The sequence below is a fragment of the Brevibacterium sp. S111 genome (assembly GCF_004745075.1).
Lineage (GTDB): Bacteria > Actinomycetota > Actinomycetes > Actinomycetales > Brevibacteriaceae > Brevibacterium.
In genome coordinates this window covers 91,537-115,464 of sequence record NZ_RHFH01000012.1, presented here as the reverse complement: position 1 = coordinate 115,464, position 23,928 = coordinate 91,537, and the positions used below count along the sequence as shown (strand labels likewise).

The 23,928-nt window shown below is 65.2% G+C and carries 18 protein-coding genes and 1 pseudogene; 12 read left to right on the top strand and 7 right to left on the bottom strand.

Annotation, left to right across the window (positions count from 1 at the left end; translation table 11 throughout):
• Nucleotides 1-14 precede the first annotated feature (14 nt).
• Together EB836_RS14215 and EB836_RS14210 are read left to right on the top strand one after the other, a co-directional pair.
• Nucleotides 15-899, top strand: coding sequence for a DUF1837 domain-containing protein (locus tag EB836_RS14215; RefSeq protein WP_135541526.1), 885 nt, complete (start codon nucleotides 15-17; stop codon nucleotides 897-899).
• The gene (locus EB836_RS14210; protein ID WP_135541524.1) at nucleotides 875-3,016 is read left to right on the top strand and encodes a DEAD/DEAH box helicase; all 2,142 of its coding nucleotides are present in this window, start codon (nucleotides 875-877) and stop codon (nucleotides 3,014-3,016) included. Before EB836_RS14215 ends, EB836_RS14210 begins: the two co-directional genes overlap by 25 nt.
• Before the next feature lie 12 nt (nucleotides 3,017-3,028).
• Here EB836_RS14210 and EB836_RS14205 read toward each other — a convergent pair whose 3' ends face one another.
• Entirely contained in the window at nucleotides 3,029-3,943 is a 915-nt protein-coding gene (locus EB836_RS14205) for a DNA-processing protein DprA (protein WP_240689996.1), read from the bottom strand.
• Nucleotides 3,944-4,153: 210 nt separating this feature from the next.
• Here EB836_RS14205 and EB836_RS14200 point away from each other — a divergent pair, with 210 nt between their 5' ends.
• Both EB836_RS14200 and EB836_RS14195 read left to right on the top strand, forming a co-directional pair.
• The gene (locus tag EB836_RS14200) at nucleotides 4,154-4,519 is read left to right on the top strand and encodes a sulfate permease (protein ID WP_135541521.1); all 366 of its coding nucleotides are present in this window, start codon (nucleotides 4,154-4,156) and stop codon (nucleotides 4,517-4,519) included.
• A 9-nt stretch (nucleotides 4,520-4,528) separates the two neighbouring features.
• Nucleotides 4,529-4,765, top strand: a complete 237-nt coding sequence (locus EB836_RS14195) for a hypothetical protein (RefSeq protein ID WP_135541519.1) — start codon at nucleotides 4,529-4,531, stop codon at nucleotides 4,763-4,765.
• Between the two features lie 90 nt (nucleotides 4,766-4,855).
• Here EB836_RS14195 and EB836_RS14190 read toward each other — a convergent pair whose 3' ends face one another.
• Nucleotides 4,856-6,667, bottom strand: coding sequence for an ABC-F family ATP-binding cassette domain-containing protein (locus tag EB836_RS14190; RefSeq protein ID WP_135541517.1), 1,812 nt, complete (start codon nucleotides 6,665-6,667; stop codon nucleotides 4,856-4,858).
• 134 nt (nucleotides 6,668-6,801) lie between these two features.
• Nucleotides 6,802-7,260 (bottom strand): annotated as a pseudogene (locus tag EB836_RS14185) (ATP-binding cassette domain-containing protein); the annotation flags it as partial.
• 326 nt (nucleotides 7,261-7,586) lie between these two features.
• Here EB836_RS14185 and EB836_RS14180 point away from each other — a divergent pair.
• The 7 genes from EB836_RS14180 (at nucleotide 7,587) to deoC (ending at nucleotide 15,611) form a co-directional block, all read left to right on the top strand.
• Nucleotides 7,587-8,654 (top strand): BMP family ABC transporter substrate-binding protein, encoded by a 1,068-nt coding sequence (locus EB836_RS14180; RefSeq protein ID WP_240689994.1) that lies wholly within the window; start codon nucleotides 7,587-7,589, stop codon nucleotides 8,652-8,654.
• A gap of 74 nt (nucleotides 8,655-8,728) precedes the next feature.
• Nucleotides 8,729-10,369 carry an ABC transporter ATP-binding protein gene (locus EB836_RS14175; protein ID WP_135541515.1) on the top strand — a complete coding sequence of 547 codons (1,641 nt, stop codon included), beginning with the start codon at nucleotides 8,729-8,731 and terminating at the stop codon, nucleotides 10,367-10,369.
• Nucleotides 10,366-11,598, top strand: a complete 1,233-nt coding sequence (locus tag EB836_RS14170) for an ABC transporter permease (RefSeq protein ID WP_135541513.1) — start codon at nucleotides 10,366-10,368, stop codon at nucleotides 11,596-11,598. The genes EB836_RS14175 and EB836_RS14170 overlap by 4 nt, the downstream gene beginning before the upstream one ends.
• Nucleotide 11,599: 1 nt before the next feature.
• Entirely contained in the window at nucleotides 11,600-12,883 is a 1,284-nt protein-coding gene (locus EB836_RS14165) for an ABC transporter permease (RefSeq protein WP_135541511.1), read from the top strand.
• Between the two features lie 152 nt (nucleotides 12,884-13,035).
• Nucleotides 13,036-13,494 (top strand): cytidine deaminase, encoded by a 459-nt coding sequence (locus EB836_RS14160; RefSeq protein ID WP_276606438.1) that lies wholly within the window; start codon nucleotides 13,036-13,038, stop codon nucleotides 13,492-13,494.
• Between the two features lie 70 nt (nucleotides 13,495-13,564).
• The gene (locus tag EB836_RS14155) at nucleotides 13,565-14,854 is read left to right on the top strand and encodes a thymidine phosphorylase (protein WP_135541508.1); all 1,290 of its coding nucleotides are present in this window, start codon (nucleotides 13,565-13,567) and stop codon (nucleotides 14,852-14,854) included.
• Between the two features lie 109 nt (nucleotides 14,855-14,963).
• Entirely contained in the window at nucleotides 14,964-15,611 is a 648-nt protein-coding gene (deoC, locus tag EB836_RS14150) for a deoxyribose-phosphate aldolase (protein ID WP_135541506.1), read from the top strand.
• A gap of 67 nt (nucleotides 15,612-15,678) precedes the next feature.
• Here deoC and EB836_RS14145 read toward each other — a convergent pair whose 3' ends face one another.
• Nucleotides 15,679-17,514, bottom strand: a complete 1,836-nt coding sequence (locus EB836_RS14145; RefSeq protein WP_135541504.1) for a phospho-sugar mutase — start codon at nucleotides 17,512-17,514, stop codon at nucleotides 15,679-15,681.
• Nucleotides 17,515-17,577: 63 nt separating this feature from the next.
• Nucleotides 17,578-18,387 carry a purine-nucleoside phosphorylase gene (locus tag EB836_RS14140; protein WP_135541502.1) on the bottom strand — a complete coding sequence of 270 codons (810 nt, stop codon included), beginning with the start codon at nucleotides 18,385-18,387 and terminating at the stop codon, nucleotides 17,578-17,580.
• A gap of 44 nt (nucleotides 18,388-18,431) precedes the next feature.
• Here EB836_RS14140 and EB836_RS14135 point away from each other — a divergent pair, with 44 nt between their 5' ends.
• A complete protein-coding gene (locus EB836_RS14135; RefSeq protein ID WP_135541500.1) occupies nucleotides 18,432-19,478 on the top strand; it encodes a GNAT family N-acetyltransferase in 1,047 nt (348 codons plus the stop codon).
• Here EB836_RS14135 and EB836_RS14130 read toward each other — a convergent pair.
• Nucleotides 19,439-23,266 (bottom strand): FtsK/SpoIIIE domain-containing protein, encoded by a 3,828-nt coding sequence (locus EB836_RS14130; RefSeq protein WP_167854466.1) that lies wholly within the window; start codon nucleotides 23,264-23,266, stop codon nucleotides 19,439-19,441. The genes EB836_RS14135 and EB836_RS14130 overlap by 40 nt on opposite strands.
• A 223-nt stretch (nucleotides 23,267-23,489) precedes the next feature.
• Entirely contained in the window at nucleotides 23,490-23,927 is a 438-nt protein-coding gene (locus EB836_RS14125) for a pilus assembly protein TadG-related protein (RefSeq protein ID WP_167854465.1), read from the bottom strand.
• Between the last annotated feature and the right edge of the window lies 1 nt (nucleotide 23,928).

Sequence of the window (23,928 nt, the reverse complement as noted above, 5' to 3'; positions counted from 1 at the left end):
GGTAACTGTCGGCAATGGCTACGAAGCTCCCAGTTCCTGAGACGATCCTTGAACTCGTCGTAGATCACACCGACAGTCTCTTACCATCTGCAACGTTTTGCGCCGGTTTCGAAGATGGAACATGGCGCTCCGATGACCTCAGCGTCGACCTGATCAATTGGGCAGCCGATTGGATTCTTCCTACGCAAGAACTGGAAGGGTACAACCACGCTACTGGCACAGCACTGCTCGGGAAGGCTCTCAGTCGTGTTTACGCCACCATCGACTTTGAGAGAAGAGGAGAAATTGGTGAACTCCTCCTTCACATGATTCTGCGCAAGTTCTATGGAAGTTCGCGACTTATATCCCGGATCTACTTCAAAGACGCTGCCAACGACACTGTCAAAGGTTTCGACTGTGCCCACATTGTCGATACAGGAGCCTCCGGGGAACTAGAACTCTGGCTTGGCGAATCGAAGCTCTATAAGGACAGCTACGGTGCAGCCAGCGCAATATATGATGAGCTGAAGCTACATCTCAGTCGCGACTACCTGCGGTACGAATTTGCCGCCATAACCGACAAGATTCCTGACGACTATCCTCACCGGGACATGATCACCGCGCTGTTGTCTCGAAAGACCTCGTTGGACAGAACATTCAAGAGTGTCGTAGTTCCTATCTTCATTTCCTATGACAGCGAAGCTGCGGGCAGGCACAAGGAGAGCACTGAGGAGTACCTCGCTGATCTACGAACCGAGGTCATGAACAACTGGAAGAGTCTGCGAGACAGGTACGAGAACTGGACACTTCCTCGTCAGATCAGGGCACACGTGTTTTTCTTCCCAATGGACACCAAGGCCGAACTCACGTCCGCTTTCGATGGGAGGTTGAAAGCATGGCAGGCTCTCACGCAGAACTGACATCTCTGCTACGCGGTGAGGTTGACGACGAGTTTGAGATCCTATCCGATATTGCTGCTTTCACTTCAATTAATGGCATCGGATCTGAAAGCACGGATCTTGTAATTCGAGCGCTTGAGAAAATCAGTAGGACGGGACCCGAGGGCGAAATCCTTCGAAGTCTAGCAATGATGCACGGACTGTACCCCTATGCCGTTCAAGGTGCAGACCATGACTCTCTTCGGGATGCGGTCATCATGGAAATGAACCGACCCAACCCAGCCTCTGAGACCGTCTTCCACCGCATTCAGTCTCAAGTATTTCACCGCCTGGTTGAAGGAGAGAATGTAATTCTCTCGGCGCCAACCAGCTTTGGAAAGAGCGTGGTTATAGATGCACTAGTTCAAACTGGCAGGTACAAGAACCTGGTACTCGTGGTTCCTACCATCGCACTTCTGGATGAGACCCGCCGACGCCTCTCCCAATTTCGTGAGTACAAGATTGTCACCCACCCGAACCAGGAGTTGAGTGAACGCAACATCCTGGTCATGACACAGGAGCGGTTGCTCGCGGTTCCTCAACTCCCTGCGGTTGATTTGTTCTTCATTGACGAGTTCTACAAGCTCGCGGAGGAGAGCGAAGGCACTCTAGAACAACGCGCATCAATGTTGAATCAGGCATTCTTGCGACTCGCTAAGACTGGCGCCCAGTTTTACTTTGCGGGTCCAGTCGTGGATGGCCTCGCATCAGTCCTCCCTTCTAACCTTCGTGCTTCTTTCATCAGAACTGATTTCTCCACCGTTGCTGCTGACACCAGAAAAATCAAGGCTTCAAACGACGAAGAACGCCTCGCGATAGTAGCCGAATTGATTGGTTCGTCCTGTGACCCCACGTTGGTATATTGCCAAAGCCCAGCAAAGACGCGAAAGGCTTTGGAAGCGCTGATCGAACAGCGGTCAAGTGGCGCGACCGTTAGTCGGGGCTTACCGGAAGTAGCCGAGTGGATCGAAGAGAACTACCATCCGGATTGGATTGTCTCAAGAGCGCTGCGACGTGGTGTGGGTGTGCATCATGGACGCCTTCCTCGTTGGCGCGCACAAAAGATGGTACAGGGATTCGAAGACGGTGATCTTGACACGCTTGTCTGCACGAACTCTCTGATCGAAGGAGTCAATACCCGAGCAAAACGCATCATAATTCTTGATCGCAAAGTTGCTAATAGGGCATACAACTACTTCACATTCGCTAACATACGTGGCCGTGTTGGCAGAATGTTTAAGCATTTCGTGGGTGAGATCGTACTCTTTCATGATGCCCCGACGAGAGAGTTTCCCGAAATTGACATTCCTGGTGTCAGCCAAAGCGATATTGCCCCGAGTTCACTACTCGTGCAGATCGACGAAGGAGATTGGAGCGACGAGACCAGGGAGCGGGTGTCACCTGTATTAGAAGAGTCGGGCCTTAGCCTGAAGGTTCTGCGCTCGATAAAGGGGGTAGAACCGGAAGCTGCAACCGAGCTTGCGAAGCATATTCGCACGCTGCCCACGTCACGGCTTCAGCCGCTGCAGTGGTCTACTTCCTACCCAAAATGGGCGGAGCTTCGGGCAGTCTGCGAACTGATGTGGAACTACATTCCTCCTTCGTATCATCGTGGGCACGGCGCATACAGCGCGCAGCAAGTCGCTTATCAAGTCAATCAAGCATCTCTCGTTGAAGGCCGAATGAAGGACATTATCGCGGGGTTTGTTGAGAACGAGCATGACCAATCTCCCAGCGTTGACGAGAAGATTGAGGCGGCGTTCGATTTCGTGCGGTACTGGCTAGACCACAATTTTCCCACTGCGTTGAGGGCGCTCGATGTAGTCGTGAGCGAGATTCTTGAGGAGCGCGGATTGGAATCTGGGTCATTCGACGGTTTCTCGGCCCGAGTTGAGAGCATGTTCTCCGCTCCGCATCTCACTACGTTGGAAGAGTACGGCCTGCCTCTTGAGATATCGCGACAGTTGGTACGCGGACTTGGGAACTCCCGAAGTCTCGATGAGATGCTTGAAGCAATTCAGGTGTTGCGTGGCACAGAGAGAATACCGCTTACTAGTTTTGAACGTTCGCTTCTCGGAGAAGTAGTGGCAACGATCTAGTTTCCGCTGCACTCAACCCATCAACCGAGTAAAGGGCACCTCGGTATCGGTGATGATCTCACCGCGTCCGCGCTTGATGAGCTCATGCGGCCCCACACTCGCCGCCGACGTGACCGGGCCGGGGACCGCTCCGACGGCGCGGCTATGCCGGTGGGCTTCTGTTGCCACCAGCAGCGATCCCGACCGGAAGCCTGCCTCTGGGATCACCGTCGCGCCCGAGAGCGCACCCAGCAGACGGGCGCGGGCCATGAACCGCCACCGGGTCGGCGTCGCCCCCGGAGGAGCCTCGCTGGCCAGCATCCCCAGATCGCCGATCCGGGCCAGCAGGTCCGAGTTCCCGCGCGGGTAGGGACGGTCAATGCCGCCGGCCAGTACCGCGATCGTGCCTCCACCGCCGGCGAGTGCCGACCGGTGTGCTGCGGCGTCTCTGCCGTAGCCGCCGCCGGCGACGATGGTGCGCTCCTGTTGGGCCAGGTCTCCGGCGAGATGCCCGGCGACCTGGACGCCGTACTCGCTGGCCGCCCGGGAGCCGGTCATCGTGACCCGATCCGTGAGAGCGCCTGCGAGGAAGGAGGTCGCCCCGCGTGTCCACAGCAGGTACGGGGCGCGGGAGCCGAGGTCGTTGAGCGCGTGCGGCCAGTCCGTATCGGTCGGGATGAGCGTGGACATACCGGCTCGTTCCGCCTCCGCAACTCGTGCGGGGATGTCGCCCTCAATGCGCGGGGCGACGCGGTTGCGCCAGGCGATCGCATCGGCGCGGTTCATCTCCGGCACCGCGGCCTGGTCGTCTTCGAGCAGCTGGAGCGTCTCGACCCCGCCGAGTCGGTGCAGGATGCGGCCGGTGGCCGCGTCGTCAGGCTCGGCGATCATCGACAGCATCATCCGTGCCTGCCGCTCACCCTTCGCCTGCTCTGCCAGCTTCGCCATGATCTGTGTCCCTTCCCAGACGGTCACCGGCAAGGTGCACCGCCAGCGACCGAGCACGGCCCGCGGGGGCTACCGCGCGTCGTACGCGCGGCGTAGAGTGAGAAGCACAGAGGCAGATTCGCCCCTCACCATGTAGGCCCCCTTTTTGGGGCCGTCCTTCGGGACACTCCACACGTACTGCCTCACCACAGTTACGTGCTTGGAGGCATCATGTTCCGACTCATCTGGTTCGCCAGCATCCATATCCGCGTTTTCATGCGCCGCCGGATGCCGACCAACATCGTGCTCGACAAGGTCCGCACCCGTCGCGGCCTCAAGTGGGGCATCCCGGCGATGCTGCTCGCGATCCCCTACCTCTACACCGCGAGCCTACTGACCGTCATCATCCGTGACGGCGAGCCGGGCTGGCTCAACCTCATCGTGCTGGTCGCGATCTGGTCGGCGCTCAAGTTGCTCTGGATCGGCCCCGTCAGCCTGGTTCTGCTCGCCCGCGTGCGCATCCACGAGCACACCGAGCGGCGCACGGAGCGTAACTCTCGGGAGCACGTTATCGCCGAACCGACGGTCTCGGCGTAGGAGTGCACGATGGGCAAGTACGTGAAGAAGACCTCGCAGCGTCGGTACGACGAACGACATTTCTCTATCAGGGCGGTGCATCGCGAACCACCCGATCTGCACAAGCTGTCGGAGATGCTGATCCGTCTCACGTTGCAGGAGATCGGAGAATCACGAGCCAGTCGTCGCGCCGAAGAGGTTCCCGAGACCTACCGAGAACCCACCCCCGCCGAAACAGGAAACGAGCACAGACCGCCGCAGGCCTGATCACCCCGGTCATCGGGATCAGCATTCGCGCCTGTCGCTCACGAAGCGGCAGGCGCGAACCTCTGTCTGCGGGGCGGGAGCCCTGGCCCGTCAGCTGATCGATTCGGACAGCTCCAGCCACCGCTCTTCGAGCTCGGCGACCTCGCCCTCCGCCTCGCGCAGCTCATCGGTATGGCCTTGCAAGCCCTCGTAGTCGCTTTGATCGTGGTCGGCGAGACGCTGGTGGATACGGTCGATGCTTCCCGACAGCTTCTCCAGCCGGCGCTCGATCGCACCGATCTCCTTCTGCACCGCCCGGCGCTCCGCACCCGACAACTCCGAAGACGAAGACGACGACGCCGTCTTCTCCTCGCTGCTCTGAGCGCTCATCGGCGACGGTGTCACGGCCTGCTGCTCCTGTGCGGCTCGCAGCCGCAGATACTCGTCCACCCCGCCGGGCACATGCCGCAGCCCGCCATCGAGGATCGCGTACTGCTGGTCGGTGACCCGCTCCAGCAGGTAGCGGTCGTGGGAGACCACGATCAGCGTGCCCGGCCAGGAGTCCAGCAGGTCCTCCAGCGCGGCGAGCATATCCGCGTCAACATCGTTCGTCGGCTCATCGAGGAGCAGCAGATTCGGCTCGCTGAGCAGCAGCATCAGCAGCTGCAGTCGCCGCTTCTGCCCACCGGAGAGGTCATCGACCCGCGCCGACAGATGCTCGCGGGCGAACCCCAGGCGTTCCAGCAGCTGCGCCGGGGTGAGGTCCTTGCCGTCGATCTGGAACGTCGTCTTGGTGCGGGCCAGCACCTCGCGCACCCGGTCCCCGCCGATGTCGGCGAGCTGGGAGAACTGCTGATCGAGGATGCCGACCTGCACCGTCTTACCCCGCTTGACCCGACCCTCGGTCGGCTCCAGAGTGCCGCAGATCAGCCCGAGCAGCGTGGACTTGCCCGCACCGTTCGCGCCCAGGATGCCGGTGCGCTCACCCGGAGCGATACGCCAGGTCACCTCATCGAGAACCGTCCGACCCCCGAAACTCACGCTCACGTCCTCCAGGTCCACCACCTGCTTGCCCAGCCGAGCGACCGCGACCCGCTGCAGCTCGATGGGATTGCGCACCGGCGGCACGTCAGCGATCAGCTCGTTGGCCGCGTCGATCCGGAACTTCGGCTTCGACGTCCGCGCTGGAGCACCACGGCGCAGCCAGGCCAACTCCTTGCGCATCAGGTTCTGCCGCTTGCTCTCGGCCGCAGCCGCCATTCGATCCCGCTCCACCCGCTGGAGCACGTACGCCGCGTAGCCGCCCTCGAACGGCTCGACCATGCCGTCGTGCACCTCCCAGGTCTCGGTGCAGACCTCATCGAGGAACCAGCGATCGTGCGTAATGACCAGCAGCCCACCGGAGTTCTTGGGCCAGCGCCGCTTCATGTGCTCGGCCAGCCAGGCGATGCCCTCCACATCAAGATGGTTCGTAGGCTCGTCGAGAGCGATGAGCTCATAGTCACCCACCAGCAGGGCCGCGAGAGCCACGCGTCGTCGCTGCCCGCCGCTGAGCCGGCCGATCACAGCATCCCAGGAGATGTCCGCCACGAGCCCGCCGATCACATCGCGGATGCGCGCATCGCTGGCCCACTCATGCTCCGGCGCGTCACCGACGATCGAGTACCCGACTGTAGCCTCCGGGGCCAGATCATCGCTCTGACCCAGGACCCCGAATCGCACGCCGCCCCGTCGGGTGACCCGACCCGCCTGCGGCTCGATCTGCCCCGAGAGCATCCCCAGCAGACTCGACTTGCCGTCACCATTGCGGCCGACGATCCCGATCCGGTCGCCTTCCTCAATCCCAACAGAGAGCGAGTCGAAGACCACCCGCGTCGGGTACTCCAAATGCAGCCCTTCGGCCCCCAGCAGAGGTGTAGCCATTAGCGACCACCCTTCCCGGCTAGCGCAGTACGACACGGCACGCCAGACCGCCTCCCACAGGCCCGACGACGAGCACTAGGGCGTGACGCCGCCCTGCCGCGACGGTAGAATCGAGGTGTCCGGAACGAACAACCCATCGAATTGTTGGGTTCGTCGAGGATGAGCAGGTCCCAATCGCCGATGAGCAGGGCGGCCAGCGCCACCCGGCGACGCTGCCCGCCGGAGAGGCTGGCGATCGTCGAATTCCAGTCGAGGTCGGAGATGAGGCCCGAGATGATGTCCCGGGCCTTCGGGTCCGCCGCCCATTCGTGGTCAGCGGCGTCGCCGACGACGGAGAAGCCGACGGTCGCCTCATCATCGAGATCGTCGCGTTGCCCGAGCATGCCCAGGCGCAGCCCGCCGCGATAGGTCACCCGCCCGGCATCGGGTTCGATGGTGCCGGCGAGCATGCCGAGCAGGCTCGACTTGCCGTCGCCGTTGCGGCCGACGATGCCGATCATGTCTCCGGACTCGACGCCGAGGGTGACGGAGTCGAAGACGACGCGGGTGGGGTATTCGAGGTGCAGGGCTTCGGCCCCGAGAAGATGTGCCATATCGTCCTCCAGCCTAATTCACCGCGGGCCGCCGACCGCCCCACCATGCGGCCCTCGCTGTTCGGGCCGCTCGCCGTACCCGTCTCAAACACGAGGCCGATCCTGCTCGCATTCCGGACCGGCAGCGGCGTTCCGTGACCGATTATTGCGTTTTCATATCGGTGTCCGTGTTCGACGTGCTAGCAAGCCGTTCGAAACGTCTTCGGTGCATTAGACTGGCCGAAACTCACCAAAATATGACAGATCGTCCAGTGGTTTCACATTTTCGGCAGGGGCAGCCAGGGGCCTCGACCGTGTCCGCTGTCTGTGACTAGAAAAGAGAAAACGTGAAGAAGCTCGCTTCAGCGGTGTCGATGATCGCCGCATCCGCCCTTGTGCTCTCGGCCTGCGGTTCCGGCGGTGGCGGAGATTCCGCCGACGACTACCTCGCCTGCATGGTCTCTGACTCGGGCGGCTGGGACGACCAGTCGTTCAACCAGTCCGGCAAGCAGGGCATGGAGAACGCGGTGAAGAACCTCGGCATCGAGGAGAAGGACGCAGAGTCTCAGGGCGACTCGGACTTCAAGCCGAACGTCGACAACATGGTCCAGGCCGGCTGCAACCTCACCTTCGGCGTCGGATTCCTCCTCGAGGACACGATCCAGGAAGCCGCCGAGGCGAACTCCGACCTCAACTTCGCGCTCATCGACTCCACGTTCTCCGACGCCGACGGCAAGCCCGTGACCATCGACAACGCCAAGCCCGTCGTCTTCAACACCGCCGAGGCCGCGTACCTCGCCGGCTATGTCGCTGCCGCCTCTTCCGAGTCCGGCAAGGTCGGCACCTTCGGCGGCATCCAGATCCCGTCGGTGACGATCTTCATGGACGGCTTCGCCGATGGTGTGAAGAAGTTCAACGAAGACAACAAGAAGGACGTCAAGCTCCTCGGCTGGAACAAGGAGAAGCAGGACGGATCGTTCTCCGGTGACTTCGAGAACCAGGGCCAGGGTCAGGAACTGACGAAGCAGCTCATCTCCCAGGGCGCCGACGTCATCATGCCCGTCGCCGGCCCCGTCGGCCTCGGAGCGGCCGCCGCCGCGAAGGATGCCGGCGACGTCAAGCTCGTGTGGGTCGACTCAGACGGCTACGAGTCGACCGAATACGGCGACATCATCCTCACCTCGGTGGTCAAGGAGATCGCGAATGCGGTCGAGGACACCATCAAGGAAGGCACCGAGGATAACTTCACCAATGAGCCCTACATCGGCACCCTCGAGAACGAAGGCGTCGGTCTCGCTCCCTTCCACGACTTCGAGGACGAGGTTCCTGAAGATGTGAAGAAGAAGGTCGAAGATCTCAAGAAGCAGATCATCGACGGCTCCCTGACGGTCGAGTCTGAGAGCACGCCGAAGTAAGCTCATCGGTTAAACTGCAGGGCCGGAGATCTTCGGCCCTGCAGTTTTCAAATTTGTGAGGAGAACCGGGAGCAGTGAAACTCGAGCTTCGCGGGATGACCAAGGTGTTCGGATCGTTCGTGGCCAATGACCACATCGATCTCACCATCGAGCCGGGCGAGATCCACGCCCTGCTGGGTGAGAACGGCGCCGGCAAATCCACCATGATGAACGTCCTCTACGGACTCTACGACGCCGATGGGGGAGACATCCTCATCGACGACGAACCGGTGAAGTTCTCCGGTCCCGGCGACGCCGTGGCCGCCGGCATCGGCATGGTCCACCAGCACTTCATGCTCGTGCCGGTCTTCACGGTCGCCGAATCCGTGGCGCTGGGCTACGAGCCGACGAAGAGTCTGGGACTCCTCGACATCGCCGAGGCGAGGAAGAAGGTCACCGAGATCTCCTCCCGCTTCAATTTCAACATCGACCCCGATGCGCTCATCGAGGATCTGCCCGTCGGCGCCCAGCAGCGGGTCGAGATCATCAAGGCCCTGTCCCGCGACGCGGAGATCCTCATCCTCGACGAGCCCACAGCCGTGCTCACGCCGCAGGAGACCGATGAGCTCATCTCGATCATGCGCCAGCTCAAGGAGCAGGGCACCTCGATCGTGTTCATCACCCACAAGCTGCGCGAAGTCCGTGCGATCGCGGACTCGATCACGGTCATCCGTCGCGGCAAGATCGTCGGCGAGGCCTCCCCGGACTCGACCGAGACCGAGCTGGCCAGCCAGATGGTCGGCCGTGCCGTCTCCCTGACGACCGAGAAGGACGATGCCGACCCCGGTGATGCGACCTTCCAGGTCAGGAACCTGACCGTCGTCGACAAGGCCGAGAACGTCGTCGTCGACGATGTGTCATTCGACGTCCGCCGCGGCGAGATCCTCGCCGTCGCGGGCGTGCAGGGCAACGGCCAGACGGAACTGGCTGAGACGATCATCGGTCTGACCGAACCGCGCCTGGGCACGATCACCCTCGACGGGAAGAGCCTCGGCGGAGCATCCGTCAAGGACCGCCTCGGCGCCGGCATCGGATTCGTGCCCGAGGATCGGTCGACCGACGGCATCATCGCGGAATTCGCGATCCGCGACAACATGATCCTCGACGTCTACGACCGTGAACCCTATGCGAAGGGGCTCAACCTCAGATCGAAGACCATCACCGCGGAGGCGAAGAAGAAGGTCGAGGAATTCGACATCCGCCTCGGCAGCGTCGTCGACCCGATCTCGACCCTCTCGGGAGGCAACCAGCAGAAGGTCGTGCTCTCCCGTGAGCTCGGCCGCGAACTGCGGCTCTTCATCGCCAGCCAACCCACCCGCGGCCTCGATGTCGGTTCGATCGAGTTCGTGCACAAGCGCGTCATCGCCGAACGCGACTCCGGCACCCCCTGCATCATCGTCTCGACCGAGCTCGACGAGGTCTACGGGCTGGCCGACCGCATCGCCGTGATGTACTCCGGGCGCATTGTCGGCGTCGTCGGCGCAGACACCTCCCGCGAGGCCCTGGGCCTGATGATGGCCGGTGTCCCTGCCGACGAAGCGCTGGCCGCGACCACCGGGACGAGCGATGGCTCTGACCATGCGCAGGCCGCCACCGATGAGGCGGGGACCGCTGCCACCGCAGCGGGAACCGCGGACGACGACTCAGCCACCACCTCGGCGGAGGAGACCAAATGACGACTGATATCTCACCGGCGGCCCCCTCTGCGGCACCGCCGCCGGAGAGCGAGGCCGAGGACGGCAAGCAGCAGACTCTCCTCCAGGAGATCCTGTCGGGGTCCTGGCTGGTCTCGCTGCTGGCGATCGTGCTCGCCCTCCTGCTCGGCGGTGTCCTCATCGCCGTGTCCAACGCGGAGGTCGTCGCGGCGGCCGAGAACTTCTTCGCCGCCCCCGGCGAGTTCTTCTCCACTCTCTTCTCGACCATCGGCAACGCGTATTCGGCCCTGTTCCGCGGCGCGGTCTTCGACTGGGACGCCCGGACGGCCGAACGGGCTATCCGTCCGCTGACCGAGTCGATGGTCTCGGGCACCCCGCTCATCCTCACCGGTCTCGGCATCGCTCTGGCCTTCCGCTGCGGGCTGTTCAACATCGGCGGTCAGGGCCAGGTCATCCTCGGCGCGACCATCGCCGGGTTCCTCGGCTACGCGCTTCCGCTGCCTCCGGTCGTGCACATGCTCGTCGCCGTCCTCGGCGGCATCATCGGCGGCGCGATCTGGGCCGGCATCGCCGGTGTGCTCAAGGCACGGACCGGAGCCAACGAAGTGATCGTGACGATCATGCTCAACTCGATCGCCGGTTATGCGCTGGGCTACCTGCTCAAGCAGAACTGGTTCACGCACACGACATCGGCGAACCCGCAGTCACGCGTCATCGACGACTCCTCGCAGATGTTCCTGCTCCTGCCGGCACCGTTCCGCCTCCACTTCGGCTTCATCATCGCGATCCTCGCCACGATCTTCGTGTGGTGGCTGCTCGACCGGTCGACCATCGGTTTCGAATTCAAAGCCGTCGGTGCGAACCCGCATGCGGCCCGCACCGCCGGCATCTCCGTGTCGAAGGTGACGATCATCGTCATGATCGTCGCCGGTGCCCTCGCCGGACTCGGCGGCGCGGCACAGGTGCTCGGCACCGAATACAAACTCACCGGCGGCATCAGCGGTTCGATCGGCTTCGACGCGATCACCGTGGCTCTGCTGGGACGCTCGAAGCCCTTGGGCACGTTCCTCGCTGGTCTGCTCTTCGGTGCGTTCAAGGCCGGCGGTTACCTCATGCAGTCGCAGACGGGAACGCCGATCGACATCGTCCTCGTCGTCCAGTCCGTCATCGTGCTGCTCATCGCGGCCCCGCCCCTGGTGAGGTCGATCTTCCGGCTGCCCACACCGGTGCTCAAGCGGAAGGAGGACTGAGATGACTGCTCAGACCGTGGAAACCACACCTTCATCCCAGGTCAAGGCGCTCGCGCCGATCGCCTGGAAGTTCCCGATCGTCTACTCGATCCTGGCTCTGGTCTCGTTCGTCTTCTTCGGCCTCATCGGCCGTGACGGGGAGACGACCTTCCGCTTCGCCAGCGGCGGAGACTTCTTCGCGATCCCTGACTTCGTCGTGTCCTCGACCGTGGCGGGACTGGCACTGGGCATCCTGCTCGTCATCATGGCCGCCGTGTCGATCTACTTGAGCGTCAAGCGTCTCGACATCGGATCCTGGTTCCCGATGCTCTTCGGCATCCTCTTCGTCGTGTCCTTCCTCGCCTGGGCAGGCGGCGGATCCGGCGGAGTGATCCCGCTGACGACGCTGCTCGCCGGTGCCCTGGCCCTGTCGGTGCCGCTGATCTTCGGCGCCATGTGCGGTCTCGTCGGCGAGCGTTCGGGCATCATCAACATCGCCATCGAAGGTCAGCTGCTGGCCGGTGCCTTCCTCGCCGCGGTCGTCGCCTCGGTGGTGAAGAACCCGTACGCGGGTCTGCTCGCGGCCCCGATCGCCGGTGCCCTCGTCGCCGTGATCCTCACTTTCTTCGCGGTGAAGTACTGGGTCAACCAGATCATCATCGGCGTGGTCCTCAACGTGCTCGTCGTGGGTGTCACGAGCTTCCTCTACTCGACCGTCCTCACCCAGGACCCCGAGCTGTGGAACGCCCGCCAGAAGCTGCCGAACCTGCCGATCCCGCTGCTCTCGGACATTCCGGTGCTCGGACGGGTGCTGTTCGATCAGAACATCCTCGTCTACATCATGTACGTCGTCGTCATCGCTCTGCAGATCTTCGTCTTCCGCTCGAAGTGGGGTCTGCGGATGCGGGCCGTCGGCGAGCACCCGAAGGCCGCGGACACCGTGGGCATCAAGGTCAACTTCACCCGCGTGCGCAACACGCTGCTCGCCGGTGCCATCGCCGGACTCGGCGGCGCCTTCTTCACCGTCGGCTCCGGACTGGCCTTCGGCAAAGAGATGTCGGCCGGGCAGGGCTATATCGCTCTGGCGGCGATGATCCTCGGCAAATGGAACCCGAAGGGTGCCCTGTTCGCCGCGCTGCTGTTCGGCTTCTCCAAGAGCCTCGGCAACACGCTGCAGTCGATCGGCACCCCGGTGGCCAACGAACTGCTGCTCATGCTGCCCTACATCGTCACCGTCTTCGCGGTCGCCGGCTTCGTCGGTCGGGTCCGCCCGCCGGCGGCGGAAGGTGTGCCCTACGTGAAGTGAGTCCATCCTCGGCGACGTGATCGCACCACCCCTCGAGAACCCAACAGTCGCACTCTGCAGGAAGAGGTATCCCCATGGCTGTCCCCGACACCCCCGCACCCGAACACGGCGCCTCCGGGCACGACCCATCCGGGCACGACGCCTCCGAACACATCTGGAGCGAGGAACCCACCCCGGTCTGCCCCGATGACCTCAGCGAAGGCACCTGGGAGCTGCTGCGAGCCGAAGCGAAGCGGGCGATGACGAAGGCCTATGTGCCGTACTCGTCCTACCCCGTGGGCGCGGCCGGACTCGTCGACGACGGGCGCATCGTCGGCGGCTGCAATATCGAGAACGCCTCGTTCGGTGTGACATTGTGCGCCGAATGCTCGCTCGTCTCCGACCTGCTCATGTCCGGCGGGGGCCGCCTCGTCGCCTTCGACTGCGTCGACGGGGACGGCAACACCCTCGTCCCCTGCGGACGCTGCCGGCAGCTGCTGTTCGAACACGGCGGCAATGAACTCATCCTCAATATGCCCAGCGGACGGTCCCCGCTGTCGGTGGTCCTGCCCGAAGCGTTCGGGCCCGACCACCTGAGCGCGGGCCGGACCGACCACAACGCGAAACACTGACACCCTCACCGAGGTGGCCCGCCGATGCGGGAATCACCTGCCGGTGCGCTGACAACGAAGGACTGAGACCGTGACTGTAGAGGCATTCGACACCGTCGACGTCATCGCCGCCAAACGCGATGGCCAGGCTCTGAGCAAGGAGCAGATCGACTGGGTGATCGACGCCTACACCCGCGGCGTCGTCGCCGAGGAGCAGATGGCCGCGCTGGCCATGGCGATCTTCATCAACGATATGGAGCCGGTCGAGATCGCGAACTGGACGCAGGCGATGATCGCCTCCGGTGAGCGGATGGACTTCTCGTCCCTGACGCGGCCCACCTCGGACAAGCATTCGACCGGGGGAGTCGGTGACAAGATCACTCTGCCCCTGGCTCCGCTGGTGGCGGTCTTCGACGTCGCCGTCCCGCAGCTGTCCGGGCGCGGACTCGGCCACACCGGCGGGACCTTGGACAAACTCGAGTCCATTCCGGGCTGGCAGGCGGGGCTGAGCAACGCGGCGATCGTCGACCAGCTCGAGGACATCGGCGCGGTCATCTGCGCCGCCGGCACCGGTCTGGCCTCGGCGGACAAGAAGCTCTACGCCCTGCGCGACACCACCTCGACGGTCGACTGCATCCCGCTCATCGCCTCGTCGATCATGTCGAAGAAGATCGCCGAGGGCACATCCGGCCTCGTCCTCGACGTCAAGGTCGGCTCCGGGGCGTTCATGAAGGATCTGAGGAAGGCTCGGACGCTCGCGCAGACGATGGTCGACCTCGGCCAGGCCGCAGGGGTGAACACCTCGGCGCTGCTGACCGACATGTCGACACCTCTGGGTCTGACCGTCGGCAATGCTCTCGAGGTGCGCGAATCCGTCGAGGTCCTCGCCGGCGGTGGACCGGCCGACGTCGTCGACCTCACCGTCGCACTGGCCGAGGAGATGCTGCGCCTGGCCGGCAAGACCGATGTCGACGTGCGCGCCGCGCTGTCTGACGGGCGGGCGATGGACGTCTGGAAGCGGATGATCCGGGCACAGAACGGCGACCCTGAGGCACCGCTGCCGGTCGCCGAGCACACCGAGGTCGTCACCGCGACTGAGTCCGGGGTGCTCACGAAGCTCGACGCACTGTCGGTGGGAGTCGCCTCGTGGAGGCTCGGTGCCGGGCGCGCCCGTAAGGAGGATCCGGTTCAGGACGTCGCCGGCATCGAACTCCACGCCAAACCCGGTGACAGCGTCACCGCCGGTCAACCGCTCATGACTCTGCACACGGCGACTCCGGAACGTTTCTCCCGGGCGATCGCATCGCTCGACGACGCGGTCGAGATCGGTGGGGACGCCGCCTCGGTGCCGGAATCGATCGTGTTCGAAAAGATCACCTGAGTCAAAGACCACTGCAGCGTCGGTTCTGTGCCGGTCCCGGCGCCGCTACGCTGGAACCAGCGCATTCGAAGCCGCCGAAGACCCTGCACCAATCATCTTGGAGGAACCCATGACCAGCCGTTCGGACGTCGCCGCGATCATCGACCACACCCTGCTCAAGCCCGAAGCCACCCCCGCCGATGTCGAGGCGCTTGTCGCCGAGGCGAAGGAGCTGGGCGTGCTGGCCATCTGCGTGTCTCCGTCGATGCTGCCGGTCACCGACCCCGGTGAGCTCGTGGTCGCCACCGTCGTCGGGTTCCCGTCCGGGCAGGTCAAGGCCGAGGTCAAGGCCGCCGAGGCCGTCCGTGCCGTTGCCGACGGTGCCGCCGAGGTCGACATGGTCATCAACATCGGCCAGGCCATCGCCGGTGACTTCGACGGCCTCGAGGCCGATATCCGCGGAGTCGTCGAGGCCAGCGGGGACTCCCTGGTCAAGGTCATCATCGAATCGGCGGCGCTGAGCGATGAGCAGATCGTCGAGGTCTGCCGCCGTGCCGAGGCCGCCGGGGCCGGCTTCGTCAAGACCTCCACCGGTTTCCACCCAGCTGGTGGTGCCAGTGCACACGCGGTGGCGCTCATGCGCGAAACCGTCGGTGACCGCCTCGGCGTCAAGGCCTCCGGCGGGATCCGCACCGTCGAGGCCGCCGAAGAGATGATCGCCGCCGGTGCCTCCCGCCTCGGCCTCTCCGGCTCCGCCGCAATCCTCAACTCCCTCTAATTGCTACCCGACGGCGGCCCAGGAACCTCGCGCGAGGTTGCTGGGCCGCCGTCACGTAGCAATTGGGTCATAGTCCGAAGTAGGTTTTGAGTTCGGTGCTGATCGAGGTGAGACGTTCCCGCAGTGCGGGTTTGAGCGAGGCACTCGCCGAGGTGGCCGGCAGTCGCACTCCCGCGCTGGCGGCCGCACGCGCATCGGCATCGGTGGCTGCCTGGAGTTCCGTGGGCTCGGCCACGACCTCGAGGTAGCACTTGAGCTTCGGTTCCGTGCCGGAGGGGCGGACGATGACCCTGGAACCCGAATCGGAGAGCAGCAGGATCCCATCGGTCGGGGGCAGCCCCTGGTATCCGGTCGAGAGATCATGGACCTCGGCGACAGGGGAGCCGGCCAGAGTGGTCGGCGGGTTCTCCCGCAGCTTGGCCATGGCCGTGGCGATGAGGGAGACGTCGTCGAGGCGGAAGCTCAGCGGGGCGGTGGCGAAGAAGCCGTCGCGCCCCCGGATCCGATCGAGCTCGGCCTCGATGCTCGACCCGTCCGCCTTGAGTCGCGAAGCCAGGGCCGCGAAGGTCACTGCCGCGGAGATTCCGTCTTTGTCGCGCACCGCCGTCGGGTCGACGCAGTAGCCCAGCGCCTCCTCGTAACCGAAGACGAGGCCGGCGACGCGAGAGATCCACTTGAAACCGGTGAGCGTGTTCACCGCCGCGAAACCGTGACCGGCGGCCGCTGCGGCCAGCGCGCGAGAGGACACGATCGAATTCGCGAACACCGGCGCAGCCGAGTCCGCTCCCTGCCCCGCATGGTGCGTCCCGGCTGCCAGCCGGGTGGCGGCATCCTCGCCGAGGAGGAGCCCCACCTCGTCGCCGGACAGCTGCCGGTACCCGGTCGCCGCAGAGGGATCCGGGATCGCCGCGGAGAACCGGTCGGCATCGGGATCGTTGGCGATGACGAGTTCCGCACCGACCTCCCGAGCAAGTTCGTAGGACTCGTCGAGGGCACCGGCTTCTTCGGGGTTCGGGAAGGCCACGGTCGGGAAGTCAGGATCCGGTGCCTGTTGGGAGGTCACCGGGTGGAGGTTCGTGAAGCCGGTGCGCATCAGTGCCGCCTCGGCGACGCCGGCTCCGACACCGTGCAGGGAGGTGAGCACGATCGACAAGTCGGACTCCGCCCGCACGCCCAGAGCATCGATGCGGCTCAGGTAGGTCTCGACGATCTCCTCGCCGAGGTGTTCCCAGCCGGATTCGGCACGCGGCACCGAGGCGACGGAATCGACAGCCGCGATCTGCTCGCCGATGAGGGCATCGGCCGGACTGACGATCTGTGCACCGGCTCCTGCCTCGGACGCCGCCGGATCGGGTTCGATGGCGAGCAGCGGGCGTCTGCCCAGATAGACCTTATAGCCGTTGTCCGCCGGCGGATTGTGACTGGCGGTGACCATGACACCGGCATCGGCGTCGAGGTGGGACAGAGCGAAGGCGAGCAGCGGAGTCGGCAGCTGTTCGGGAAGCTGGATGGCTGTGCCGCCCGCAGCAGTGATGACAGCGGCGGTATCGGCGGCGAAGTCTGCAGACTTGTACCGGGCATCGCAGCCGATGACGACGCGGAAACCCTCCCCGACGGTGCCTGAGAGGAACGAAGCGAGTCCGGCGGCGGCACGGATGACCACCGCCCGATTCATCCGATTCGGTCCCGCGGCGATCTCGCCGCGCAGTCCGGCCGTGCCGAAGGCGAGGGGGCCGGCGAACCGGTCCTCGAGGTCGGCGATCGCGGCGACGTCCCCGGCTTCGGCCTCGGCGAGGATGTGCTCCAACGTCGTGGCTGTCTGCGGATCGGGGTCATCGGCGATCCAGGCGCGGACCACCTCGGCGTCGAATCCATTCGTGAAGCGATCGGCTACGCGGGTCATGTTCGGTCCTTTGCGAGTTCGCGGTGAGGGGGTGGGGAAGGCTGCGTCGTCGAAAGCGCAGACTCAGAGCTTCGCGACGATGTCGGCAAGCAGCTGCGAGATGCGCGGGGCAGCGGCGACGCCGGCTTCGATGACCTCGGCGTGGGAGAGCGGGGTCTCTTGGATGCCCGCGGCGAGGTTCGTCACCAGTGAGATGCCCATGAGCTCGAGCCCGGCCTGCCGGGCGGCGATGGCCTCGAGCGTCGTCGACATGCCCACGAGGTCGGCGCCGAGGACCCCGGCCATGCGCACCTCGGCGGGAGTCTCATAGTGAGGTCCGCGGAACTGCGCGTACACGCCCTCATCCAGGGTCGGGTCGATCTCTTTGGCGATGGCGCGCATGCGCGGCGAGTAGAGGTCGGTGAGGTCGACGAAGTTCGCGCCCTCGATGGGGGAGGTGCCGGTGAGGTTGATGTGGTCGGAGATGAGCACCGGGGTGCCGGCGGCCCAATTGCGGTTGAGCCCGCCGCAGCCGTTGGTCAGCACCAGGCTGGAGCAGCCGGCCGCGGCAGCGGTGCGCACACCGTGGGCGACGGCGCGCACACCCTTGCCTTCGTAGTAGTGCGTGCGGGAGCCGAGCACGAGCGCATGCTTGCCGCTGGCTTCGATGCGCACGGTGCGCAGGGTCGCACCGTGCCCTTCGACTGCAGGAGCGTGGAATCCCGGGACCTCGGCGGCCGAGATCTCGGCGACGGTTTCGCCGAGGAGGTCGGCCGCCCCACCCCAACCGGAGCCGAGGACGAGCGCGATGTCGTGGGATTCGACGCCCGCGTTCGCGTTGATGGTCGTGGCCGCGGCATGGGCGGCGGCGGTAGGATCGCTTAAGTCAGTCATGACGCCAAGATTATCAAGTTCCCCACCGCCCAAGGAGCGAGCACATGCCGATTCGAGAGCTGAGCGACGGCGACGATCTGCGCCTGAACGAGGTGTTCGCGGATGCGACCACTCCGGCCGGTCATATGGCCCGGTCACTGTTCCGTCCGTCCTCGGATTCTCCGCTGATCCGCTCCGTCATCGCCGAGGTGGTCCCCGACGTCCCCGTCGGTGCCGCCGCGATCGCCGAGTCCCCGCTTCACCCCCACCGTGCGTGGGTGCACGTCGAGGTGGCTGCCGAGGAGCAGGGCCATGGGCAGGGTCGTGAACTCTTCGACGCCGTGTGCGCCGAAACGCGGGGAACCGCGATCGAGGGACTCGACCTGCGAGCTCGTGTGCAGGCCGGCAGCGCGGGGGAGCGTTTCGCTCAGGCACTCGGGTTCATCCCGCTGACGACGACCCGTGTCATCAAGGTTCCCGCCGGTGCTCTGCCGCCGGCCGGGGGCGGCAGAGCCGAGGATCTCGAGATCGTCGCGACCGGTTCGGTGAAGCTGACGAAGGCGTTCCTCGCCTGGTACACCGCGGTCAACCGTGACGATGCCGTCGGTCCGCTGACCATCGGACAGGTCAACAATGCGTTCCTCTCCGAAGCCGCCGGTGCCCACGGTGCGGCACTGCTGAACGGTGCAGCCGGGACCGCCGAGGCGGACGGGCTCAGTGCCTTCGCCGTGTCCTATGCGCGGGAGGCCGATGAGACCGCCGGAACTCTGCCGGCCGCGGGCGAAACCGGTGCGGGACATTCGGGTGCCGACCGAGCCGAGTCGGCCGTCGTCGACCAGTCCGTGGAGGAGGCTCCGACCGAGCTCATCCTCGGGTCGATGTTCGAAACCCGCGAGGATGCCGCCGACGTAGCCGGTGAGGACTTCGCTGCGGCCGTCGCCGATGCCGAACTGCTGTTGGCACGGCTGTCCGTCGACGCCGATGTCGTCATCGAGGTCACGAGCGGAATGCCCGTGATCTCGGCGCTCGCCGACCGTCTGCTCGCATCGGGTACGGCCACCGAGCTCTACCGTTATGAGACGCTTTCGGGGTCTCCTGCCGACGGGAGCTGATCGGCGCCGACTGTGTACCGGCCCGCCTTGAGCCGAAACATCCTCCGCCCTTCGTCGGCAGTGAAGAGGCGGACCGGGCGAGCCTGAACCTCGGTGACGAACCAGCCCGTTCCCGGCAGCCCATCGAGCGGGGCCTGTCGCAGCAGTCCGAGTCCGGTGAGATCCTGTCTGGTGTGGATACCGAGCACGAGCAGAGGTCCGAGATTCTGTGCCTTGGCCAGAGGGGAACCATAGCCGGGAGTGAACCGTGTCGGCACGGTGAGCACATGGAATCGTCCGTCGAGCGGATCCCATTCGACCGGTTCGGACTCCCGGTGGGCATCATCGTGGACGGCCACCGTGCCCAGACGGCTCAAATGGGCCGCGAACTCGGTCTTGCCGCTCTGCGGTGAGCCGCGAACCGTGAGCACGGACCCGTCTCGCAGCGGGTCCCACGTGACGAGCTCACCGAAGGCATCGACGCCGATGGGAATGCGGTCCGGCCCAGTGAAAGCACCGGTCATCCCTGCGCCGGGACCTGCATCATTCGTCCCTGCACCGACGAGGCCGTGCGGTGTCGGCGACAGTGCGGTTCCCGCCGGGGCTGCCAGACCTCGCCAGCGCGGTGCGAAACCGCCGCTGTCGGTCGGTTCGCCGAGTGCAGGGAGCCGATGGCTCCTCGCCATGTCATCGGGAACGAGCTGCACATCGGCTCCTTCCCCTCCGCAAGCCTGCACCCGGGGTCCTCGAATGACGGCTCGGAAACCCGGCCAGGTGCCTGCGAACCGCTGCCGGCTGAGGCCGAAGTTCGTGCCGTCCTGACCGGCCTCCGGCGGGAAGATGATCTGAGTGGCGAACCGTGAGTTTCTGCCCGTCATAGTCCGGCAGCCGGCTAGCAGAAGATCAAGACCGGAAGCGGCTCCGTGGCCGACCAATCGTTCGATGCGCTCGGCCCAATAGTGGTCGAGCGAGTCGACGAGTTCGGCCCAGTTGCCGCAGACCAGCAGACTCGGAGGTTGTCGGCCGACTCGCGCGTGCCGACCAGTTCGTGCATCCGAGACCGGTGGTGTCCCTGCCCCCGTGGCGAGATGGTCGAGCACCGCCTGGATTCTCCACCCTGCGTTCATTCCGCAGGTGATCTCGGCACCTTCGAGTGCACCGGCGATCCGGCCCAAAGCGATGATGCGCCGTTTCGGTCCGGCAGCCCGGGCCATCGTCATGAGCACAGAATCCACGACCTCAGGGTCTCCTCCGGTGAGGATCGTCGACCCGTCCACATCCGGGTCGAAGGTCCACAGCTGCTGGCGCTGATCGGCCGGAATATCGATGATCCCCGTGGCAGCAGCCGCGCCCTGCACACCGGACGAGGCGACCCCGAGCTCCGTCCCGCCGGCCATCTCTTCCGGATCGGGCAGCGGTGGGACCACCACCTGGCGCATCTCCGCGCGAAACCTGCTGTCACCGGCCGCGGCGATGATGCCCGCGACACTGACGCCTCGAACCCCACCGGCTGCGGACGGCATCGGTCCCCGCACCCAGGGCCTGACCCGGGGACGGAGAGCCGCCTCGGTGCGGGAATCGGTTCCGAAGGGAACGGCGACACGGAACGAAGAGACGCTCATCCCATCGTCGATGCAGGCGGCACCGGGCTTGTCCGCGGGCAGCAGGGCGGCGGCCTCGGTGCCGATGACGTCGAAGGAATCGGTCTCATCGCGGACCCGCAGGCACACACGGATGTTGATGTTCGCCTTCATCTGCCCGGTCACGACGCCTAAGGGCCGCTGGGTGGCGAGGATGAGGTGGACGCCGAGGGATCGTCCGAGCGCGGTGAGGTGTTCGAGCAGGTCAGCGGCGCGCGGGTGCGTGGCCATCAGCGCGTGGAACTCATCGATGACGACGACGAGGCGCGGCGGCGGGTCGGTGAGCTCCTCGATATCGGCGCATCCGTGATCGGCCAGCATTCGTTCCCTGCGGGTGATCTCGGCACGGATCGACACGAGTGCGCGGAAGGCGAGGCCCGAATCGAAATCGTCGAGCACGCTGTCGGTGTGCGGCAGATCCTGCAGCGGGGCGAAGGTGGCACCGCCTTTGAAATCGACGAGCACGAAACGCAATCGCCGAGGCGACAGCACCAACGCCATCGACAGCAGCCAGGTCTGGAGGAGCAGCGACTTTCCGCTGCCCGTGGTGCCCGCGACAAGGGCGTGGGGGCCGTCGGCGAACAGGTCGATGCCGACCTCCCCGTCGGCACCGCGGCCGATGATGACCGGTCCCGGCCGGCCGGCTCGCCACCGCGCGGTGATGGCCTCCGGTGCGTCGTCGCACAGTTCGCCGAGACCGTGGCTGGGCCAGGGCTGACAGCCCTGGCCCGTATCGCCGCGGCGGTCCAGGGTGACGAACCGGGCAGCCGGCATGAGCGTGGCGGTCAGCGGCCTGCCGGGAACCGGACCGTGGAGTGCCGTCGAGGAGGTGGTGTGGGCTTGAGCGAGAGTGCCCACCGACAGCGAGATCGCCGAGGCGGGGCGTGGGCCCGACAGCGTCAGGACGCCGCGGCCGGTGCGCTCGTCGAGGCGGACGGTGATGGTGTCGTCGATATCGTGGCCGGCGCGGCCGAGGAGGAGCTCGGATGTCTGTGCGGAGTCGGCGGAGACCGTCGTGCCGGCCAGTTCCGGCAGCTCAGCGAGTTCGGGGCCGGGACGCCAGGCATAGCGGCGATCGGACAGCCATGCGAACGCCATGGTGCGCAGCACGACGGGATCTCCGCTGGCCGTGACGGTCGTGGTCAGCGGATCGATGCGGATCGGCATCGCGTCGAGCACGATGCGTCCGTCGACGTGGTCGATTCCTGCCTGCAGCTGTTCATCGACGGTGAGGCTGCTGAGGATCGGACCGAAGCCCAAGCACAGACCCGGTGCGGTGAAAGCACTGCGACGGTGTGCCGCCACGAGTTCATCCAGCCGATTGCGCGCGTCAGCGGTCGCCGCGGAACGGTCCCGGCGGCATTGCCGGCAATCGCGGGTGAAACGCTTCTTCTCCACAAGGTAGGCGACGTATCCGGAGATCGGGGCGGAGATGCTGAACAGCAGGAACCACCACATGCCGGTGGCTGCGGCCAGCACCACCCCGATGCCGATCGGGATGAGGAAAGTCCACCACTGCGGGGGTCTGGCTGGGCGCGGATCGTCGACCGTCTTCGGGGCGATGTGGACGTCGTCGGCCAGTGCCTGCGGCGGGGACCGGATCTGCGGAGCATGTGCGGCCGTCGACGACGCGGAAGGGGAGTCGGAATTCGGATCCGTTCCGCGGCGTGAGTCCGTGTCCGGACTCGGAGCGAGGACAGTCGCTCCCAGAAGGCTGATTCCCTGACCATCGGTGGCATCGAGCGTCAGCAGCTGCGGCTCGCGCGAAATGCACGGGTCGATGACGGTCAGCGACTGCTCATGCGGCAGCCGGGACAGGCTGAGACGTCTCGGATCGACGGCGAGCGCGTACCCCGAGTCCGGTCCGGCGAGGACCGACACCACGGCCGGCTGCAACGCGGCACGATGATCAACGCTGCGGTCGACCGTGCGCAGGGCATTCGCGCCGATGACGGTGATCGGATTGAGGTTCAGCCACCGCCCCCAACTGATGCGCTCAAGACTCCCACCGGGGCACCGGTTGCCCGTTTCAAGGCCCTCAGGCAGCAGCTCCGGGCCGAAGGCGGAGCGGAAGACCTCGAGAGCCGAACTGTCCGCGTCGGCCTCGACGCTCACGCTTGTGACTGCTCCGTTCGTTTCGATGCGGTGGACGAGGCCCAGGGTTCTCATGGCCACAGCTTGTTCGGGGCGAACGGGTGAGGCAAGAGGTCGAAGAGGACCTGTGCATATGCCCCGGCCGTCCACAGGCCGGCGGTGTGCCAGTGAGTTCGCCGCCCACAGGAATCGGTGTCGGAGTCGGTCGGGTACTCCGGGTCCGACAGCCCGCTCTCCGACCCGGCAGCCGGCTCCCTGGGCCCACTCGACATCCGTGACGAGGCGAACGGCTGACTCGTCAATCCAGGCGGAGAGCACCCCGTGCGTAGGCCGTGGCATGGAGGTCGATGAGTCCGGGTACGAACGGTGAGAGCAGAGCCGGGGAGTACCGGGCCTCGATCCGGATCCGCACCGAATGCGTCCCATCCGCGTCGGCGCTCAACCGCAGATCGTGCATGTCCTTCGGGGTCGGAGCGGCGCTGAGGTAGCGCCCGGCCGCCCGTTCGGCCGCGCGAGGTGAGAACACGAGCCCGGGCTCGTCGCCGGGAGCGGGTTCGAACGAGTCCGACGCCGCCAATGCCGCAGAATCGGCCAGGCCCTGCAGCTCCCGCCTGGCCATGTGCAGGTCGGTCAGGGCGGCGATGAGGAAAGCGAGCAGCAGCGCGATGACGACGAAGCCGATGGCCAAGGGCGTGATCGACCCGGAATCCGATTCATGGGAGCCGTCCGCAGCCATC

What these genes read in the sequence shown, in the direction of transcription:
- EB836_RS14215 (WP_135541526.1), top strand. Translation starts at nt 15, where the DNA reads ATGGCTACGAAGCTCCCAGTTCCTGAGACGATCCTTGAACTCGTCGTA.
- EB836_RS14210 (WP_135541524.1), top strand. Translation starts at nt 875, where the DNA reads ATGGCAGGCTCTCACGCAGAACTGACATCTCTGCTACGCGGTGAGGTT.
- EB836_RS14205 (WP_240689996.1), bottom strand. Translation starts at nt 3,943, where the DNA reads ATGGCGAAGCTGGCAGAGCAGGCGAAGGGTGAGCGGCAGGCACGGATG.
- EB836_RS14200 (WP_135541521.1), top strand. Translation starts at nt 4,154, where the DNA reads ATGTTCCGACTCATCTGGTTCGCCAGCATCCATATCCGCGTTTTCATG.
- EB836_RS14195 (WP_135541519.1), top strand. Translation starts at nt 4,529, where the DNA reads ATGGGCAAGTACGTGAAGAAGACCTCGCAGCGTCGGTACGACGAACGA.
- EB836_RS14190 (WP_135541517.1), bottom strand. Translation starts at nt 6,667, where the DNA reads ATGGCTACACCTCTGCTGGGGGCCGAAGGGCTGCATTTGGAGTACCCG.
- EB836_RS14170 (WP_135541513.1), top strand. Translation starts at nt 10,366, where the DNA reads ATGACGACTGATATCTCACCGGCGGCCCCCTCTGCGGCACCGCCGCCG.
- EB836_RS14165 (WP_135541511.1), top strand. Translation starts at nt 11,600, where the DNA reads ATGACTGCTCAGACCGTGGAAACCACACCTTCATCCCAGGTCAAGGCG.
- deoC (WP_135541506.1), top strand. Translation starts at nt 14,964, where the DNA reads ATGACCAGCCGTTCGGACGTCGCCGCGATCATCGACCACACCCTGCTC.
- EB836_RS14145 (WP_135541504.1), bottom strand. Translation starts at nt 17,514, where the DNA reads ATGACCCGCGTAGCCGATCGCTTCACGAATGGATTCGACGCCGAGGTG.
- EB836_RS14140 (WP_135541502.1), bottom strand. Translation starts at nt 18,387, where the DNA reads ATGACTGACTTAAGCGATCCTACCGCCGCCGCCCATGCCGCGGCCACG.
- EB836_RS14135 (WP_135541500.1), top strand. Translation starts at nt 18,432, where the DNA reads ATGCCGATTCGAGAGCTGAGCGACGGCGACGATCTGCGCCTGAACGAG.
- EB836_RS14130 (WP_167854466.1), bottom strand. Translation starts at nt 23,266, where the DNA reads ATGAGAACCCTGGGCCTCGTCCACCGCATCGAAACGAACGGAGCAGTC.
- EB836_RS14125 (WP_167854465.1), bottom strand. Translation starts at nt 23,927, where the DNA reads ATGGCTGCGGACGGCTCCCATGAATCGGATTCCGGGTCGATCACGCCC.